The sequence below is a fragment of the Streptomyces sp. NPDC017676 genome (assembly GCF_044329325.1).
In the GTDB taxonomy this organism is placed as follows: domain Bacteria; phylum Actinomycetota; class Actinomycetes; order Streptomycetales; family Streptomycetaceae; genus Streptomyces.
In genome coordinates this window covers 110,842-127,380 of sequence record NZ_JBIRJA010000014.1, presented here as the reverse complement: position 1 = coordinate 127,380, position 16,539 = coordinate 110,842, and the positions used below count along the sequence as shown (strand labels likewise).

The window sequence follows — 16,539 nt, the reverse complement described above, 5'->3', positions numbered from 1 at the left end:
AGGAGTCGCGGTGTGCGAACAGGGCTGCGCCACCCGTGCGCGGGGCGCTCGCGCCGGTCGGGTGACCCCCTGCCGGGGCTCGCTCTGTGTGACCGGTCCGAGGCGCCAACTCCGGGAAACGCCAAGGGCGTCGGGGGTTCGCCCGGACGGCCGAACCCAGCCGGTCAGCACGGACGGTGACCGTTCCGGACCGAGATCATCGCCTGGCGTGTCAACTTCCAGCCGTCGCCGTGTCGTTCGACGTAACCAAGTGCTCGGAGTTCGTACAGTCTCGCGATCGCCTCCTCCCGCGTCGTGCGCGCGCCGAGCGCGATCTCCTCGACGGGGGCCGCCCGGTTGCCGGGGAGGGCGGCGAGCACGGTGCGGGCGGCAGGTTGCAGCAGGTCACGCGGGAGGACGGGGCCCCGCCGGGCCGGCGCAAGCTCACCCATGTCGCCCACGAGCTCGATGACCTCCGTGGCATCGGTGACCAGGGTGGCCTCACCGCGCAACAGTTCGTGCACACCCGCGGAGAGGGCGCTGGTGACCGGGCCGGGGACGCCCATGGTGAACCGCCCGAGGCGCTGCGCGGCCCGCGCGGTGGCCAGCGAGCCGCTGCGGCAGGCCGCCTCCACGACGACGGTGCCCCTGGTCAGCGCGGCGATGACGCGGTTGCGGAGGATGAACCGGCTGGGTGTCGGATGATCACCCGGCGGCAGCTCACCCACCACCAGTCCCCGTTCCGCGATCCGGGCGATCAGTGCGGCGTGACCGCGGGGGTAGGGCTGGTCGACGCCGCAGGCCAGGACGGCGACGGTGGCGCCGTGGGTGGCGAGGGCGCCGCGGTGGGCGGCACCGTCGATGCCGTACGCCCCGCCCGAGACGACGACCCAGCCGCGCTCGGCGAGACCGGAGGCGAGGGTGGCGGCAGCGTGGGCGCCGTACTCGGTGCAGGCCCGGGCGCCGACCACGGCCACGGACCGCAGCGCCCACATCCGCAGGTTCGGCCGGCCCCGTACCCACAGCCCGAGGGGCCGCGCGTCCCCGAGGTCGTCGAGCTGCCGGGGCCACTCGGCGTCCCCCGGGCAGACGAACCGCGCCCCGACGGCCCGGGCCAGCTCCAGATCCCGCTCCGGCTCGGCCCGCCGGGCCCGCGCGACGAGCCCCGCCCACCGGGTCCCGCTCACCCCCGGCAAGGCGTCCTCGCCACACCGCAGCCGCCGCACCACCTCCCCCACCCCGAACTCCCGCACCCACCGCCCACCGACCTCGTCCCCCGCCTCGACGACCCGCCCGAGAAACACCCGCCCGAGCAGTTCGGCGTCGGGGTCCTCCTGTTCGGTCATGTCAGCGCTCCGATGGCCATCGGTACTCCGCGGGGGACACCGGTGCGCAGTTGCAGGGCCAGGGCGACGTCGGTGGCGTCCGGGCGGTCGTGTCCGACGAGGTCGGCGACCGTCCAGGCGACGCGCAGGACGCGGTCGATCCCGCGGGCGGTGAGCACGCCCCGTTCCAGGTTGCGTTCGGCGTCGTCCATGGCTCCGGCGGCGGCGTGGTAGCGGCTGCGCAGTTCGCGGCCGGGCACCTCGCTGTTCGTGCGCCACGGGCTGCCGGCGAGGCGGGCCGCCGCCCGCTCCCGGGCCTGCCGTACCCGGTCGGCCACGGTCGCCGTGGACTCGCCGCGGGCGCCGGGCTCGGTGAGCTGGGCCCGGGTGACCGGGTCGACCTCGACGCGCAGGTCCACCCGGTCCAGCAGCGGGCCGGACAGCCGGGACTGGTAGCGGCGGATCGCCGAGGGCGGACACTCGCACAGCGAGTCGCGCTGTGAGAAGCGTCCGCAGGGACAGGGGTTGGCCGCCAGAACCATCAGAAAGCGCGCCGGGAACCGGACCACGCCCGCACTCCGCGCGATGACGACGTGCCCCGACTCCAGCGGCTGTCGCAGGGCGTCCAGCGTCTGGCTGTGGAACTCGGGCGCCTCGTCCAGGAACAGCACGCCGCGATGGGCGAGGGACACCGCGCCGGGCCGGGCGATGCCCGGTCCGCCGCCGACGAGTGACTGCATCGTCGCCGAGTGGTGCGGGGCGCAGTAGGGGGCGACGTCGATGAGAGGCTTGCCCGGGGGCAGCAGCCCGGCGACCGAGTGCACGGCCGTGACCTCCAGCGACTCGTCCCGGGTGAGCCGGGGAAGAACGGCGGGCAGGCGTTCCGCGAGCATGGTCTTGCCCGCGCCGGGCGGTCCCTCCAGGAACAGGTGGTGTCCGCCGGCCGCGGCCACCTCGACGGCCGTGCGGGCGGAGGTCTGCCCGACGACATCGGCCAGGTCGTGATCGTGGTCGGGGTGCGCGGCGCCGATGCTGTGCATGCCGGTGGCGGCGCCCGCGCCCGGTACGCGCAGTCCTGCCAGGAGGGGATCGGGCCGTCCCAGCTCGTCCGGTGCCTCGTCCGGGACGGGCTCCTCGGTCAGGACCGCGATGAGCTGTCGCAGACTGCGGACGCCCAGCACGGACACACCGGGGACCAGCGAGGCCTCGGCGGCGGCGCACTCGGGTACGACCACCTGCTCGTACCCCGCGTCGGCCGCCGCGAGGACGGCCGGCAGGATGCCCCGGACCGGGCGCACCCGGCCGTCCAGCCCCAGCTCTCCGATCATGACGATGTCGGCGAGGACCCGGGGGTCGATCCGTTCTGCGGCACCCAGCACCGCGCAGGCGACGGCCAGGTCGAACCCCGAGCCGGCCTTGGGGACGGAGGCCGGGCTGAGTCCGACGGTGAGCTTCTTCTGCGGCCATTCGCCGCCCGAGTTCACCACCGCCGCCCGCACCCGGTCGCGGCTTTCCGTCAGGCTCTTGTCCGGGAGGCCGACCAGGGTGAAGGCCGCGACTCCCGGTTCGAGGTCGGCCTGGACCTCGACGACCACGCCTTCGACGCCGACCAGGGCGACCGAGCACGTACGGGCGAACGCCATTCAGGCCACCCCCCGCGCGTGCTCGACGGACGGGGCGCCCCGGCGGGGCAGCAGGACGCCGACGAGGTCGATGCGGACGCCGCCCGGCGGGGCTCCTCCGTGGGCCTGGATCCAGTGCTCGGCGAGTGCGCGGAGCCGGGCGGCCTTCGCGGGGGTCACCGCGGCCATCGGGTGTTCGTAGCCGCCACCCCTGCGGGTCTTCACCTCGCAGACGACCAGGGCGTCACCGTCCCTGGCCACGATGTCGATCTCGCCGGACCTGCCGGAGCGCCAGTTGCGCTCCAGGATCGTCATTCCCTGTGCGGCCAGCCGCCGGGCGGCCAGGTCCTCGCCGTACTTGCCGAGTCCGTTGCGTGCCTTGTTCATGTCGGCACCACCTCCGGCGCCAACGGTCACGCATCCGGCCGAGCGGTGTTGATCTTGGTGGACTACTCAGCGATTGTGGAAAACTTCGTCACCCCGCCGCGCCACCCACCCGACCAACCACCCGGTCACCCGCCCGGCAACTCCAGATCGCTCTTGTTCAGCTCCTCGATGTTCACGTCCTTGAACGTCAACACCCGGACCTGCTTCACGAAGCGAGCCGGCCGGTACATGTCCCAGACCCAGGCATCGGCCATGGTGACCTCGAAGAAGACTTCGCCCTGCACCGAGTGCACCTGCATCTCGTAGTCGTTGGTGAGGTAGAACCGCCGCTCGGTCTCGATCACGTATTTGAACAGACCGACGACATCTCGGTACTCCCGGTAGAGCTTCAGCTCCATCTCGGTCTCGTACTTTTCGAGGTCCTCGGCGCTCATGGCATGTTCCCCTTCAGCCGTGCGATCCCCCCATTGTGCGCCAGTCCCGGGAACCCTCAGACGATTTCCGTGTCGAGGGTCACGGGCCGGGCGGGGGGACCTTCGACGAGCAGCGTGCGCAGCAGCTCGGCGAGTCTGGTCGGATACACCGTCTCATGTGCCCGGGTCAGTTCCCGACACGTCCACCAGCGCGCTCCGGCGACGCTTCGCCGCTCCAGCTCCGTCAGCCCTGTCGCCGCGGTGGCCGTCTGGGTCGTACGGGCCAGGAAATACCACTCGTCCTGGTCCCAGCGGCGGCCCGCGAACGGGAACGAGCACCGCCGCCGCCAGAGCACGGGACCGAGCTCGACGTCGGTGATGCCGGTCTCCTCCGCGAGCTCCCGCAGCGCGGCCTCCTCGCGCGTCTCGGCGCCCTCCAGGCCGCCGCCGGGCGTGAACCACCAGTCGTCGGCCGGGTCGTCCGGTTCGTGGCCGTGCAGGAGCAGGATGCGGTCCTCGGGGTCGAGGAGGACGACCCGGGCCACCTTCCGCAGGCCGGTCCCGGCCCCGCCTTCGTCCTCGCCCTCGTACGACTCCCCCGCCGGCCGCGCGGTCTCAGCGGACACCGGCCGTCTCCGGGCGGGCCGTGCGGGCGCGGGAGCGGCTCACGCGGCCCGCGATCGGGCCGTAGGCCCCGCCGCCGAGGACCAGGACCGCGCCGGCCACGACGAGCAGCTCGATCGTGCGCAGCGGGCCGGGCTCGGAGAGCGCGCCGAGCGTCTCGAAGCCCGTGGGGCGCTTGAGCGTGCCCTTCCAGGGCCAGACCACGGCCTCCACGCGGGCGGACACGGCGCCGCGGGACACGGTGCCCTGTGCGGCGTCGGTGAGATGGGCGGTGGAGTCCAGGGAGCCCTGGCGTTCGTCACCGAGGAGGAACAGCCGGCCCTCCGGGACGGTCACCGTGGCGAAGTTCTTGATCTCGGCGAGGCTGCCCTCGGGCAGGTACGGCTCGTCGATCTGCTTGCCGTTGACGGTCAGCTTGCCGTCCGTGCAGCAGGAGACGGTGTCCCCGCCCACGGCGACCACGCGCTTGACCACCTTGGCGTTGCTGACCCAGGTCTTGTCCTCGAAGACGACCACGTCACCGCGGCGCACCTCGTCGCCGTCGACGCGCTGGGCCAGCACCCGGTCGCCGGCGTCGATGGTGGGGGTCATCGAGCTGGTGGGCACGGTGTACGGCCGGTAGACCATCGCCCCCCAGGCGAAACCGCCGAGGAACAGCACCAGACCCAGCGCCACGGCCAGTCCGGACAGCCGCTGCCCGAGCCGGCTGCCGCCGGCCTGTGCCGTGCCGGTGCCGCCGCCTTGCGGGGCCGTACGCGTCATGCTCTCGCCACCCATGGACCCGCACCCTACCCGGCGGTACCGAACGGGGGCAGCCCCTCTCGCCCGGCCGGGGTGGCCGCTTACCGCTTCTTGAACTCCACGGGCTGGAGGTCCGCGTCTGCGGACGCGGCGCTGGCGGACTCCGCGTTCTCGGACTCCGGGCCGTCGGCGCGCCTGCGCCGCCACAGCACCAGCGGCAGGGCCGCGGCGACGGCGACGCCCTGGGGGGCCACCGTCAGGGACGCCGCGGCGCCGGACTGCTCGTTCAGGCCGGGCTGGTCGAAGGTGTCCGGGATGGGCAGGGTGCCCCAGCGGTTGATCGGCCAGGCCTTGACGATCGCGCGGCCGACGACCTTGTCGACGGGGACCATGCCGTGGTTCCTGTCGGACTGGTTGTACCGGGAGTCACGGGAGTTCTGGCGGTGGTCGCCCATCACCCAGATGAAGCCCTTGGGGACCTTCACCTTGAACTGGCCGCCCTGGTCGTCCACGCTGCACGGCGTGTTGCCCGGGTAGACGTACGGCTCGTTCAGCGCCTTGCCGTTGACCTTCAGCGGGCCGCTGCCCTTGCACTCGACCGTGTCGCCGCCGACTCCGATCACCCGCTTGATCAGGTCCTTCTCCTCCGCCGACGGCATCAGGCCGATCCAGCTGAGGACCTTCTGCACCGGGTTCGGCGTCGGCGTCGGCTCACCCGCCAGCCAGTTGTCCGGGTCGTGGAAGACGACGACCTCACCGCGCTCGGGCTTGGACCCGAACCACGGCGTGAGCTTGTCGACCAGCACCCGGTCGCCCTGCTGGAGGGTGTTCTGCATCGAGTCGGACGGGATCGAGAACGCCTGTACCAGGAACGTCTTGATCAGCAACGCCAGGACCAGCGCGATGCCGATCAGGATCGGCAGTTCCTTCCAGAAGGACCGCGGCTGCCTCGGGCGCGCGGCCGCCGCGCCCGCGCCCGGGCCGTCGCCGCGCGGCCCCGAGTCGCCCTCCGGCGTGCCCTCGTCGCCCGTCGCCGCGTCATTCCCGGAGCTCATGGCGCTGCCCGGTACGGGAACGTCCGGTTCCACGGGGTGCCCGCGGTGCTCCTCGCCGTCGTGTCCCGACCGTGCGCCAACCGCCACATCCCCCACGCCAACTCCTCACTCTGTGCCGCCGCCCGCGCCGCACCCGGCGCAGGCCCACCACTCCCATAACGAGCGGGAGTTCCGCAGGGGTCGGGAGCTGGGTGATTCCGTTCGGATTCTCGGAAGCAACCCTATGCGACGCCTGGGGACCAGCGGTCGTCCCCGGCGCCGAGTCGGTGACGCTTGCAAAGGTTTTAGGTTCTTCCAGGCGCGTCCAGTGACCGACCGGCCAGCCGATGACCATGGCCCGGCCGACCACCGAGTCCACCGAGACCGTGCCGCCGTAGGCCGTGTCCTGGTGGGAGCGGGAGTCCGCGGAGTTGCCCCGGTGGTCCCCCATCACCCACAGCCGGCCCTTGGGGACGGTGATGTCGAAGGGCATGGTGGAGGGCACGTCCCCGGGGTAGAGGTAGTCGCCCTCGGTGAGCGGGACGCCGTTGACGGTGACACGGCCCTGGGCGTCGCAGCACTTGACGTGGTCGCCGCCGACGCCGATGACCCGTTTGATCAGGTCCTTCTCGTTGTCGGACGGCAGCAGGCCGATGAAGGTGAGGCCTTCCTTGAACTGCTTGACGACGACGGGGTCGTGCTTCTTGGCGGTCTGCTCGTCCTGGAGCCAGCCGCCGGGATCGTGGAACACGACGACGTCCCCGCGCTGCGGCTTCGAGCCGAACCACGGGGTGAGCTTGTCGACCAGGACGCGGTCGCCGATCCGGATCGTCTCCTCCATGGACCCGGACGGGATCACGAACGCCTGCACGAGGAACGTCTTCAGGACCAGCGCGATGAGGACGGCGACCCCCACCAGGAGGGGGATCTCCCGCACAGCCGAGCGTCTGCGCTTGCGCTTGACCTTGCGCTGCAGTTGCCGCCGCTCCGCGCGCGTGCGGCCACCGCCGGGCGCTGAGGTGCGGCGCACCCCCGTGGGCAGCAGGTTGTCGGCGGGCGTGCTGGGCACCCCGCGCGGTTTGCCGCGGTTACCCATGGGCGCTCCCCGCGGGGGCGGCGGGCACGCGCGCGTAGGCGGGCGGCCGGGTCAGATGCGTCCAGTGGCGGTACGGCCACACGATCCAGTCGGCCCGCCCGATGACGTCCCCGACGGGGATCATGCCGCCGCCGGGCGAGCCGAGGTGGTCGCGGGAGTCGCTGGAGTCGCTGCGGTGGTCGCCGAGGACGAAGAGGCGGCCCGGGGGCACGACGACGTCGAAGGGCACGCTGGAGGCGCTGTCCCCGGGATAGAGGAACGCCGTCTCGTCGACCGGTCGGCCGTTCACCTCGATCCTCCCCTTCTTGTCGCAGCAGACCACATGGTCTCCCCCCACACCGGCCACGCGCTTGATGTAGTCGGCGTCCCCGAAATACCCGGTGCCGTCGAACACAATCACGTCGCCGCGGTGCGGCTGGGCACCGAAACGGTACGCCAACTTGTTTACGAGAACGCGGTCGCCGATCCTCAATCCCTGTTCCATGGATCCGCTCGGGATCTGGAACGGTTGCACCACGAAAGCGTTGAGGGCCAGCAGGAACGCCAGGCAGAGGAAGAGCGTGAGGGTGATCCTGCCGCCGGGCAGCCACTCGGCGACCCGCGACACCAACGAGAAACGCGACCGGCCCTCCGCCCCCGGAGTACCGGGGTGGGAGGAGCGGTCGCGTTCCGTCGGCTGTGCTTCGGTGTCCATCGGAGCCAGATGCTATCCGGCTCCGCTGTGACTGCCGGGAAAGCGCTCAGCTCTCGCGCTTCTCCTTGATCTTCGCGGCCTTGCCGCGCAGCTCACGGAGGTAGTACAGCTTGGCGCGGCGCACGTCACCCTTGGTGACCAGCTCGATCTTCTCGACGATCGGGGTGTGCACCGGGAAGGTGCGCTCGACGCCGACGGAGAACGAGACCTTGCGGACCGTGAAGGTCTCGCGGACACCAGAGCCCTGGCGGCGGATCACAACGCCCTTGAACTGCTGCACACGGGAGCGGTTGCCCTCGATGACGCGCACGTGGACGTTGACGGTGTCACCCGGGCGGAAGGCCGGGATGTCGCTGCGCAGCGACGCGGCGTCGACGGAGTCGAGCAGGTGAGACATTTCGTCTGCTTTCTTCGCTGATGCCACAGGTCATCAACGGGAACTAGGTGTACAGGAGTCTGCCGTGCGGGTCGGGGCGGGCGTCGTGTCCCCCTGTGGCAGGGGCGCACGCCGGACGGGCGCACAACAGCGGTCTATTGTTCCATGCCCTCGGCCCGGCGCCAAAATCGGCCGTACGGCTCCCCGTCCGGGTCCGGTTCCCAGCCCAGGATGGAGAGCATCTCGCGGTCCTTCTTGTCGAAGGCCTTGGGGTCGCAGCGCTCGATCAGGTCGGGGCGGTTCAGGGTCGTGCGCCGCAGGGCCTCGTCGCGGCGCCAGCGGGCGATCTTCCCGTGGTGGCCGCTGAGCAGCACCTCGGGGATGTCCCGGCCGCGCCAGACGGGCGGCTTGGTGTAGACGGGGCCTTCCAGGAGGTTGGCCATCGCGCCGGGGGCGAAGGAGTCGTCGCGGTGGGACTCCGCGTTGCCGAGGACACCGGGCAGCAGCCGGGCGACGGCCTCGGTGATGACGAGGACGGCCGCCTCGCCGCCGGCGAGGACGTAGTCGCCGATGGAGACCTCGTAGACCGGCATCCGGGTCGTGTACTCGTCCATGACGCGCCGGTCGATGCCCTCGTAGCGGGCCGGGGTGAAGATCAGCCAGGGGCGCTCGGACAGTTCGACGGCCAGTTCCTGGGTGAAGGGGCGGCCGCTGGGCGTGGGCACGATCAGCGCGGGCGCCTGGGCACCCGACTCGTAACCGTCGGCGAGGACCGTGTCCAGGGCGTCTCCCCAGGGGTCGGTCTTCATGACCATGCCGGGGCCGCCGCCGTACGGCGTGTCGTCCACCGTGTTGTGCCGGTCGTACGTCCACGCGCGCAGGTCGTGCACATGGACGTTCAGCTGCCCACGCGCGCGTGCCTTGCCCACGAGGGAGACGTTCAGCGGCTCCAGGTACTCCGGGAAGATCGTGACGACGTCGAGCCTCATGCGCCGGCTTCCCCGGACTCTGCCCCGGACTCGTCCCTGGCGGAGGCGATCACGGCGCGGTCGTCGATCAGGCCGGGCGGGGGCGCGATGACCGCCTTCTGCTCCGCCAGGTCGATCTCGGTGACGATCTCCTCCACGAAGGGGATCAGCACCTCGGTGCCGTCGGGGCGCTCGACGATGAACAGGTCCTGCGTGGGCAGGTGCGAGATCTCGGTGATCCGGCCGACCTCCGTGCCGTCCTCGGTGACGACGTCGAGGTCGATGAGCTGGTGGTCGTAGTACTCGTCCTCGCCCTCGGGCAGTTCCTCGGGGTCCACCTCGGCGATCAGCAGGGTGTTGCGCAGGGCCTCGGCGGCGTTGCGGTCGGTGACGCCCGCGAAGCGCAGCAGGAGGCGGCCGCTGTGGACGCGGCCGGTCTCGATGGTCAGCGGTCCCGCCGAAGCGGGATCCGTGGCGAGTACGGCGCCGGGCGCGAGCCTGAGCTCCGGCTCGTCGGTACGTACCTCGACGGTGACCTCGCCCTTGATGCCATGGGCACGGCCGATCCGTGCGACTACCAGCTGCACCTGTCCAAATCTCCTGTCGTACGACTGCGGGCCGGGGACGGCCCTGTGGCCCTCCCCGGCCCGAGCCGGTTGCGATGAAGCGTCAGCGGACGTGGTCCACGTCGACCAGGTCGACGCGGACACCGCGACCGCCGATGGCGCCCACGACGGTGCGCAGGGCGCGCGCGGTGCGGCCGTTGCGGCCGATCACCTTGCCGAGGTCGTCCGGGTGGACCCGGACCTCCAGCACGCGCCCGCGGCGCAGGTTGCGCGAGGCGACCTGCACATCGTCAGGGTTGTCGACGATGCCCTTCACGAGGTGCTCAAGCGCCTCTTCGAGCATGCTGCTCAGGCCTCGGTGGACTCGGACTCGGCAGCCGCCTCGTCCTTCTTCTCAGCCTTCTTCTTCTGGGTGATCGCCTCACCCTTGCCCTCGTCGTCACCGCCGAGAGCCTCGAACGACGGGCGGGCGGCCTTCGGCTCGGCGACGAGCAGCGGCGCGGGAGCCGGCTCGCCCTTGAACTTCTGCCAGTCGCCGGTCTTCTTCAGGATGGCGAGCACGGGCTCGGTCGGCTGGGCGCCGACACCGAGCCAGTACGCCACGCGCTCGGCGTCCACCTCGATGACCGACGGGTTGTAGGTCGGGTGGTACTTGCCGATCTCCTCGATGGCCCGGCCGTCACGGCGGGTACGGGAGTCGGCGACGACGATGCGGTAGTGAGGCGAACGGATCTTGCCCAGACGCTTCAGCTTGATCTTGACTGCCACGGGAGTGGGTTCTCCTGGATTTGACGTGGTTGGGCACGGCGAGTTGCCGCGTGGGGTTGCGGTACCCGAGTGCCCGATGGACGCGTCAGCCGGAGGAGAGAGGGGTCCTGTGCGGCTGTCGAGTACAGCTAGCCATTCTGCCATACCCCGCGGGCCGCTCTCGGCCGAGGGTGCGCGAGCTCTGCCCCGGGCACGCCGGGGAGGCACCCGGCGTGGAGGTGAGGTCACGTCGGGTGCGCCGCCCGGTGGCGCGAGGTCGCGCCGGTCACGGCTGCCACGAGCAGCCGTGACCGCTACGCCGCTCCCACGACCTCCGGGATCCTGAACGGCTTGCCGCACCCGCCGCAGACGATCGGGGCCTGGGCGAGGACCGAGGGCACCACCCGGACGTTGCGGCCGCAGTCGCACACCGCCTTGACGCGGACGCCGCCACCGGAGGAGCCGTGCCGGGCGGCCGGGCCGCGGAAGGTCCGGGAGGTGTCGGCCGAGGTGGCCGCCGTGTGGGCCTTCAGGGCGCGCTGGAGCCGCTCGATGGTCGGGCGGTAGCGCCGCTTCGCCTCGGTGTTGAGCGTGACCAGCGAGAAACCGCTGCTCGGGTGCGGCTCCTCGGGGTGGTCCAGGCCCAGCTCCTCGGCGATCGCGAGGAAACGGCGGTTGTGGTAGCGGCCGGCCCGGGAGGTGTCGCGGACGCCGCGGGCGGCGGCGATGCCGTGGACTGCCTCATGGAGCAGCCTCTCGAAGGAGAGTTCGTGACCGCACGCGGACGACGACTCCCCGATCAGGGATTCAGGCGCGGCAAGGTCAGGCAGCTCGGGGTGGTACCGCTGGATGTCGGCCCACGCCTGCGCCAGCTCTGCGGCGAGAACAGGTGGTGTCTGTGTCGTGCTCACGTAATGACAACGAGCGTGGGTGCCGCTGTGTTCCTATTCCGGGGCATCCCAAATAATTTGCACGTACCCGTCAGTTGCCGCTGATGCGTCCTGACGAGGGCGGGTGCGCTGATCTGCGGAGAAGCGTCACAGCTCATACCAAGCTGGTGCGTAGTCCGCGCTACGCACCGCTGGTGAGCCCCGGGGCGACGAGGACCGGCCGCTGCGCAAGAGGTGTTTCGGCCGCTCTCGGCGCGCGCCCTCACCCCGGTCAGCGTCCACGGCCCCCGTGACGTTACCGCGTGCCGCCGCGACCTCCGTCACCGGCCCGCCTTCCGAGGGTCGACACCGTGCGGCCGTCCAGATTGCCGGGATGTGAAATCTCGCCACACCGGCGCGCTCACCCCAAGCCGCGCCCCACGACCCCTGGACGCCACCGCGAGCCGGGAGTTACCTGGCATACGTGGGAAGGGCGCGCGCACGGCACGGGGGCACGCAACCGGGCGCGGCGGCGAACTGTCGGCGGATTGGGGCGCTTACCTATGACACCTACGCTCGTGCGGCAGCACACGTCCCACGGGGAGTCCGCACCCCGCGTGGACCTGAGCGCACGCGCGCGTGACTGGTCCGAGATCCAGGAGCGGATGCTCGTACCGCTCTACGAAGCCGTGTACGACCGACTCGAAGTGGGCCCCGCCACCCGGCTGCTGGGCCTGAACTGCGGTTCCGGGCTCGCCCTGCTGATGGCGGCCTCCAGGGGCGCCGCGGTCACCGGTGTCGACTCCGCCTCCCCCGAACGGCTCGCCCTCGCGCGCGAGCGCCTGCTGCCGGACGCCCCGCCCGGCCGGGGCGGCGACGGCGGACGCGGCACGCGCGCGCGCAGGGCCGCGGAACTCCTCGACGGCCCGCCCGTGGTCGCGGACGGCCCGGAGACGGGCGCGTACACCCTGGTGACCGTCTTCGAGCCGATCGGCGCTCTCGCGGGCGACGCCGAGGGGCTCGGCGACCTGCTCGCCGGCGTGCTGCCGCTGGCCGGGCGGGGGGCCGCCGTGGTGCTGACCGGCTGGGGACCACCGGAGCGCTGCGCCACCTCCTCGGTGCTGCGGGTGGCCGCCAAGCTCGCCGATCCGCTGCGCGGCGCGCGGAGCCGGCCGCCCGCCCGGCGCGACGACCTGGAGGAGGTCGCCGGGCGGGCCGGGCTGAAGCCGGACGGCTCGGGCCGGGTCGCCTGCCCGTTCGGGTACGCCGACCTCGACAGCGCCGTACGGGGACTGCTGTCCACCGGCCTGTTCGACGCGGCGATCGCGGCGACCGACGCCAAACAGGTCGACAAGGAGTTGACGGAGGCCCTGCACCCGCACCGCCGCCCGGACGGCACCGTGTGGATGCCGAACGTCTTCCGCTACCTCATCGCGCGCGTGCCCTGGCCCTCGGTTCCCGCCGGCCCCGTCGTCAGTCCTCGCTCGGCTTGCTCAGGCGGGTGATCCCGGCGATCCGGTAGGCGTCCGCCTCCTCCAGCGTCTCGTTCTCCAGCAGCGCCTGCGCGAGCGCGTCCAGCCGGCCCCGGTGGTCGCGGAGCTTGCGGCACGCCTCCTCGTAGCACTCGTCCACGATCCGCCGCATCTCGGAGTCGATGACGTCCAGGGTCTGCGGGGCGGCCGACAGTCCGTACGCCTGCTGCGCGTCGCTCGGCAGGGCGGACAGCCGGCCGACGCGTTCGCTCATGCCCCAGCGGCCCACCATCCCGCGCGCGATGTTGGTGACCTGTTCGAGGTCGTTCTCGGCACCCGTCGTGACGACCCCGTAGACGACCTCTTCCGCCGCCATGCCGCCCAGGGCGCCGATGATGCGCCCGCGCAGGTACTCCTCGGAGTGCGCGTACCGCTCCACCTCGGGCGTGGACATGGTCACCCCGAGGGCCCGGCCGCGCGGCACGATGGTGATCTTGCGGACGGGGTCGGCGCCGGGCTGCAGCATGCCGAGCAGGGCGTGGCCGCTCTCGTGGTACGCGGTACGGCGGCGGTCCTCCTCCGGCATGATCAGGGTGCGCTCGGCGCCGAGCTGCACCTTCTCCAGCGCCTCGGACAGATCGGCGCCGGTCACCTGCTCCTGCTTGCGTTTGACCGCGAGCAGAGCGGCCTCGTTGGCGAGATTGGCCAGATCCGCTCCGGTCATGCCGGGGGTGACGCGGGCCATCTGCGTAAGGTCCACGTCGGGCGCGAGCGGGATCTGCCGGGTGTGGATCCGCAGGATCGACTCGCGGCCGCCGCGGTCCGGCGGGGACACGGTGACCACCCGGTCGAAACGGCCGGGACGGGTCAGCGCCGGGTCCAGGATGTCCGCGCGGTTGGTCGCGGCGATGACGATCACGCCCTCGGCGCCGGAGAAGCCGTCCATCTCCGTGAGGATCTGGTTCAGCGTCTGTTCGCGTTCGTCATGACCGCTCATCGACGAACTGCCGCCGCGCGCGCGTCCGATGGTGTCGATCTCGTCGATGAAGATGATCGACGGCGCCACCTTGCGGGCCTCGGCGAACAGCTCGCGGACGCGGGACGCGCCGACGCCCACGATCATCTCGATGAACTCGGACGCCGAGGCCGAGAAGAACGGCACGCCGGCCTCCCCCGCGACCGCCCGTGCCAGCAGCGTCTTGCCGGTGCCGGGCGGGCCGGAGAGCAGGACCCCGCGGGGCAGCTTCGCGCCCATCCTGCGGTAGACGTCGGGGTGCTCCAGGAAGTCGACGACGTCGTCGAGTTCTCCCTTGACCTCGTCGATGCCGGCCACGTCGGCGAAGGTCGTGCGCTCGGTGTCCGGCCGCGGCCCGACCGGTCTGGGCGGCGACCGGCGGCCGAACAGGCCACCCGCGCCGGGCAGCATCCCGCCGAGCCGCCGCTGGACGAGGAACCACACCACGACCAGGACCGCGATGGGGATGAGGGACATCAGCAGGTTGGCCGTGAGGCTGCGTTCCTGCACGACCGGCCGCGCGGTCACCGTGACCCCGTGGCTGTTCAGGTTCTGCCACAGCCGGTCGTCCGCGAAGGCCGGCCGCTGGGTCTTGAACTTGGTGTACTGGCCGCCGCCCTCGGGATCGGAGCGGGGGTTCTTGAGCTGGCCCTGGATGGCGTCGCCCTTGGAGTAGATCGTGGCGACATTGCCCTCGCCGACCTGCCTGCTGAACTCCGTGTAGGAGATCGTCGGCTCGTTGCCCCGGCCGAAGTAGTGCAGCCCGACGTAGGCCAGCACGAAGACGACCACCGCGGTGGCGAGCAGGCCCCACCATTTCCCGCCCCTGAGCCGACCGGGCCGCCGAGGAGGCTCCTCCGGTGTGCCCTCGGCGCGCCATGGCTGATCAGGCGCCTTGCGGGGCGGCGCCGCATCACTCATATCTGGACGTTACGACACCCCACGGGCCTCGGCACGCGCAAGGGGCGCCCCCTGGGGAAGGAGGCGCCCCCGGCGTTGGGTGCGAGCGGGACTCAGCCCATGAACTTCTTGAACTCGTCCGGCAGCTCGAAGTCCTGGCCGCCCTGCTGCGGCAGCCCGAAGGCGTTGCCGCCCTCCGCCGCGGCGGCCCGGCGTGCGGCCTCCTCCAGCTCCTGCTGCTTGCGCTTCATCGGGTTGCCGGAGCGCTGCTTGCCCTTGGCCTTCTTCTGCTGCTTCTTCTGCCGGCCGGGGCCGCCACCCATGCCCGGGATCCCCGGCATGCCGGGCATCCCGCCCTGGGCCATGCGGGACATCATCTTGCGGGCCTCGAAGAACCGCTCGACCAGGCTCTTCACCGCGCTGACCTCGACACCGGAACCACGCGCGATACGGGCGCGGCGGGAGCCGTTGATGATCGTCGGGTCCTGGCGCTCGGCCGGGGTCATCGACTTGATGATCGCGGCGGTGCGGTCGACGTCCCGCTCGTCCAGGTTGGCGATCTGGTCCTTGATCTGGCCCATGCCCGGGAGCATGCCGAGCAGCTTGCTGATGCTGCCCATCTTCCTGACCTGCTCCATCTGGGACAGGAAGTCGTCCAGGGTGAAGTCCTGGCCCTTCTTCGACGCCAGCTTCGAGGCCATCTTGGCGGCCTCTTCCTGGCTGAACGTCTTCTCCGCCTGCTCGATCAGGGTGAGCAGGTCACCCATGTCGAGGATGCGGGAGGCCATCCGGTCCGGGTGGAACGCGTCGAAGTCGTCCAGCTTCTCGCCGTTCGACGCGAACATGATCGGCTTGCCGGTGATCTGCCGGATGGACAGGGCCGCACCACCGCGGGCGTCACCGTCGAGCTTGGAGAGGACCACACCGTCGAAGCCGACGCCGTCGCGGAAGGCCTCGGCGGTGTTGACGGCGTCCTGACCGATCATGGCGTCGACGACGAACAGGATCTCGTCGGGGCCGACCGCGTCCCGGATGTCCGCGGCCTGCTGCATCATCTCGGCGTCGATACCGAGGCGGCCGGCGGTGTCCACGATCACGATGTCGTGGACCTTGGACTTCGCGAAGTCGATGGAGTCCTTGGCGACCTTCACCGGGTCGCCGACGCCGTTGCCCGGCTCCGGCGCGTACACCGCGACGCCGGCGCGCTCGGCGACGACGCTGAGCTGGTTGACGGCGTTGGGGCGCTGGAGGTCGGCGGCGACCAGCAGCGGGGAGTGGCCCTGCTCCTTCAGCCACTTGCCGAGCTTGCCCGCGAGGGTGGTCTTACCGGCGCCCTGGAGACCGGCCAGCATGATCACGGTGGGCGGCTGCTTGGCGAAACGCAGACGCCGGGTCTCGCCACCGAGGATGGTGATCAGTTCCTCGTTGACGATCTTGAGGACCTGCTGGGCGGGGTTGAGCGCCCGGGAGACCTCGGCCCCGAGCGCGCGCTCCTTGACGTTCTTGATGAAGGAGCGCACCACGGGCAGGGCCACGTCGGCTTCGAGGAGCGCGATACGGATCTCGCGCGCCGTGGCGTCGATGTCCGCCTCGGAGAGCCGTCCCTTGCCGCGCAGGTTCTTGAAAGTCGCTGACAGGCGATCGGAGAGAGTGTCGAACACGGCGCTCGCGGTCCTCGGGGTCGGTGACGGTCTTGAAGGTCGCCCTCCAG

The 16,539-nt window shown here is 71.5% G+C and carries 18 protein-coding genes; 1 reads left to right on the top strand and 17 read right to left on the bottom strand.

What is annotated here, in order from left to right; genetic code table 11:
- Window positions 1-164: 164 nt before the first annotated feature.
- The 15 genes from dprA to ACH4LD_RS28770 all read right to left on the bottom strand — a co-directional run bounded on the left by dprA (window position 165) and on the right by ACH4LD_RS28770 (window position 11,483).
- The gene (dprA, locus tag ACH4LD_RS28840; RefSeq protein ID WP_398057150.1) at window positions 165-1,325 is read right to left on the bottom strand and encodes a DNA-processing protein DprA; all 1,161 of its coding nucleotides are present in this window, start codon (window positions 1,323-1,325) and stop codon (window positions 165-167) included.
- Complete coding sequence (locus ACH4LD_RS28835; protein WP_398057151.1) at window positions 1,322-2,947, bottom strand: YifB family Mg chelatase-like AAA ATPase; 1,626 nt, start codon at window positions 2,945-2,947, stop codon at window positions 1,322-1,324. The genes dprA and ACH4LD_RS28835 overlap by 4 nt, the downstream gene beginning before the upstream one ends.
- Window positions 2,948-3,313, bottom strand: a complete 366-nt coding sequence (locus ACH4LD_RS28830) for a YraN family protein (protein WP_165951766.1) — start codon at window positions 3,311-3,313, stop codon at window positions 2,948-2,950.
- A gap of 125 nt (window positions 3,314-3,438) precedes the next feature.
- Window positions 3,439-3,747: a DUF2469 domain-containing protein gene (locus ACH4LD_RS28825; protein WP_014675276.1), complete on the bottom strand. Its 309-nt coding sequence runs from the start codon at window positions 3,745-3,747 to the stop codon at window positions 3,439-3,441.
- Between the two features lie 56 nt (window positions 3,748-3,803).
- A complete protein-coding gene (locus ACH4LD_RS28820) occupies window positions 3,804-4,352 on the bottom strand; it encodes an NUDIX hydrolase (RefSeq protein WP_398057152.1) in 549 nt (182 codons plus the stop codon).
- Window positions 4,342-5,127, bottom strand: coding sequence for a signal peptidase I (lepB, locus tag ACH4LD_RS28815; RefSeq protein ID WP_132788828.1), 786 nt, complete (start codon window positions 5,125-5,127; stop codon window positions 4,342-4,344). The genes ACH4LD_RS28820 and lepB (ACH4LD_RS28815) overlap by 11 nt, the downstream gene beginning before the upstream one ends.
- Window positions 5,128-5,192: 65 nt before the next feature.
- Window positions 5,193-6,242 (bottom strand): signal peptidase I, encoded by a 1,050-nt coding sequence (gene lepB / locus ACH4LD_RS28810; protein WP_398057153.1) that lies wholly within the window; start codon window positions 6,240-6,242, stop codon window positions 5,193-5,195.
- On the bottom strand, window positions 6,130-7,221 hold the full coding sequence (gene lepB, locus ACH4LD_RS28805; protein ID WP_132788829.1) for a signal peptidase I: 1,092 nt from the start codon (window positions 7,219-7,221) through the stop codon (window positions 6,130-6,132). Before lepB (ACH4LD_RS28805) ends, lepB (ACH4LD_RS28810) begins: the two co-directional genes overlap by 113 nt.
- Window positions 7,214-7,915 (bottom strand): signal peptidase I, encoded by a 702-nt coding sequence (gene lepB / locus ACH4LD_RS28800; RefSeq protein ID WP_398057154.1) that lies wholly within the window; start codon window positions 7,913-7,915, stop codon window positions 7,214-7,216. Before lepB (ACH4LD_RS28800) ends, lepB (ACH4LD_RS28805) begins: the two co-directional genes overlap by 8 nt.
- A gap of 46 nt (window positions 7,916-7,961) precedes the next feature.
- The gene (gene rplS, locus ACH4LD_RS28795) at window positions 7,962-8,312 is read right to left on the bottom strand and encodes a 50S ribosomal protein L19 (RefSeq protein ID WP_103811168.1); all 351 of its coding nucleotides are present in this window, start codon (window positions 8,310-8,312) and stop codon (window positions 7,962-7,964) included.
- A gap of 134 nt (window positions 8,313-8,446) precedes the next feature.
- On the bottom strand, window positions 8,447-9,280 hold the full coding sequence (trmD, locus tag ACH4LD_RS28790) for a tRNA (guanosine(37)-N1)-methyltransferase TrmD (protein WP_398057155.1): 834 nt from the start codon (window positions 9,278-9,280) through the stop codon (window positions 8,447-8,449).
- A complete protein-coding gene (gene rimM, locus ACH4LD_RS28785; RefSeq protein WP_398057156.1) occupies window positions 9,277-9,846 on the bottom strand; it encodes a ribosome maturation factor RimM in 570 nt (189 codons plus the stop codon). The genes trmD and rimM overlap by 4 nt, the downstream gene beginning before the upstream one ends.
- Before the next feature lie 82 nt (window positions 9,847-9,928).
- Window positions 9,929-10,168, bottom strand: a complete 240-nt coding sequence (locus tag ACH4LD_RS28780) for an RNA-binding protein (RefSeq protein ID WP_003973401.1) — start codon at window positions 10,166-10,168, stop codon at window positions 9,929-9,931.
- Between the two features lie 5 nt (window positions 10,169-10,173).
- A complete protein-coding gene (gene rpsP / locus ACH4LD_RS28775; protein ID WP_171152431.1) occupies window positions 10,174-10,593 on the bottom strand; it encodes a 30S ribosomal protein S16 in 420 nt (139 codons plus the stop codon).
- 293 nt (window positions 10,594-10,886) lie between these two features.
- Window positions 10,887-11,483 (bottom strand): hypothetical protein, encoded by a 597-nt coding sequence (locus ACH4LD_RS28770; RefSeq protein ID WP_132788833.1) that lies wholly within the window; start codon window positions 11,481-11,483, stop codon window positions 10,887-10,889.
- Window positions 11,484-12,004: 521 nt separating this feature from the next.
- On the opposite strand from ACH4LD_RS28770, the gene ACH4LD_RS28765 reads away from it, so the two are divergent.
- The gene (locus ACH4LD_RS28765) at window positions 12,005-12,946 is read left to right on the top strand and encodes a class I SAM-dependent methyltransferase (RefSeq protein ID WP_398057157.1); all 942 of its coding nucleotides are present in this window, start codon (window positions 12,005-12,007) and stop codon (window positions 12,944-12,946) included.
- On the opposite strand, the gene ftsH is transcribed toward ACH4LD_RS28765, so the two are convergent.
- Complete coding sequence (ftsH, locus tag ACH4LD_RS28760) at window positions 12,915-14,849, bottom strand: ATP-dependent zinc metalloprotease FtsH (RefSeq protein ID WP_398057158.1); 1,935 nt, start codon at window positions 14,847-14,849, stop codon at window positions 12,915-12,917. The genes ACH4LD_RS28765 and ftsH overlap by 32 nt on opposite strands.
- A 92-nt stretch (window positions 14,850-14,941) precedes the next feature.
- The gene (gene ffh, locus ACH4LD_RS28755; protein WP_398057159.1) at window positions 14,942-16,489 is read right to left on the bottom strand and encodes a signal recognition particle protein; all 1,548 of its coding nucleotides are present in this window, start codon (window positions 16,487-16,489) and stop codon (window positions 14,942-14,944) included.
- Between the last annotated feature and the right edge of the window lie 50 nt (window positions 16,490-16,539).

Coding starts and splice junctions, on each gene's coding strand:
- dprA (WP_398057150.1), bottom strand. CDS start 1,325: ATGACCGAACAGGAGGACCCCGACGCCGAACTGCTCGGGCGGGTGTTT.
- ACH4LD_RS28835 (WP_398057151.1), bottom strand. CDS start 2,947: ATGGCGTTCGCCCGTACGTGCTCGGTCGCCCTGGTCGGCGTCGAAGGC.
- ACH4LD_RS28830 (WP_165951766.1), bottom strand. CDS start 3,313: ATGAACAAGGCACGCAACGGACTCGGCAAGTACGGCGAGGACCTGGCC.
- ACH4LD_RS28825 (WP_014675276.1), bottom strand. CDS start 3,747: ATGAGCGCCGAGGACCTCGAAAAGTACGAGACCGAGATGGAGCTGAAG.
- lepB (WP_132788828.1), bottom strand. CDS start 5,127: ATGGGTGGCGAGAGCATGACGCGTACGGCCCCGCAAGGCGGCGGCACC.
- lepB (WP_132788829.1), bottom strand. CDS start 7,221: ATGGGTAACCGCGGCAAACCGCGCGGGGTGCCCAGCACGCCCGCCGAC.
- lepB (WP_398057154.1), bottom strand. CDS start 7,915: ATGGACACCGAAGCACAGCCGACGGAACGCGACCGCTCCTCCCACCCC.
- rplS (WP_103811168.1), bottom strand. CDS start 8,312: ATGTCTCACCTGCTCGACTCCGTCGACGCCGCGTCGCTGCGCAGCGAC.
- trmD (WP_398057155.1), bottom strand. CDS start 9,280: ATGAGGCTCGACGTCGTCACGATCTTCCCGGAGTACCTGGAGCCGCTG.
- ACH4LD_RS28780 (WP_003973401.1), bottom strand. CDS start 10,168: ATGCTCGAAGAGGCGCTTGAGCACCTCGTGAAGGGCATCGTCGACAAC.
- ACH4LD_RS28765 (WP_398057157.1), top strand. CDS start 12,005: ATGACACCTACGCTCGTGCGGCAGCACACGTCCCACGGGGAGTCCGCA.
- ftsH (WP_398057158.1), bottom strand. CDS start 14,849: ATGAGTGATGCGGCGCCGCCCCGCAAGGCGCCTGATCAGCCATGGCGC.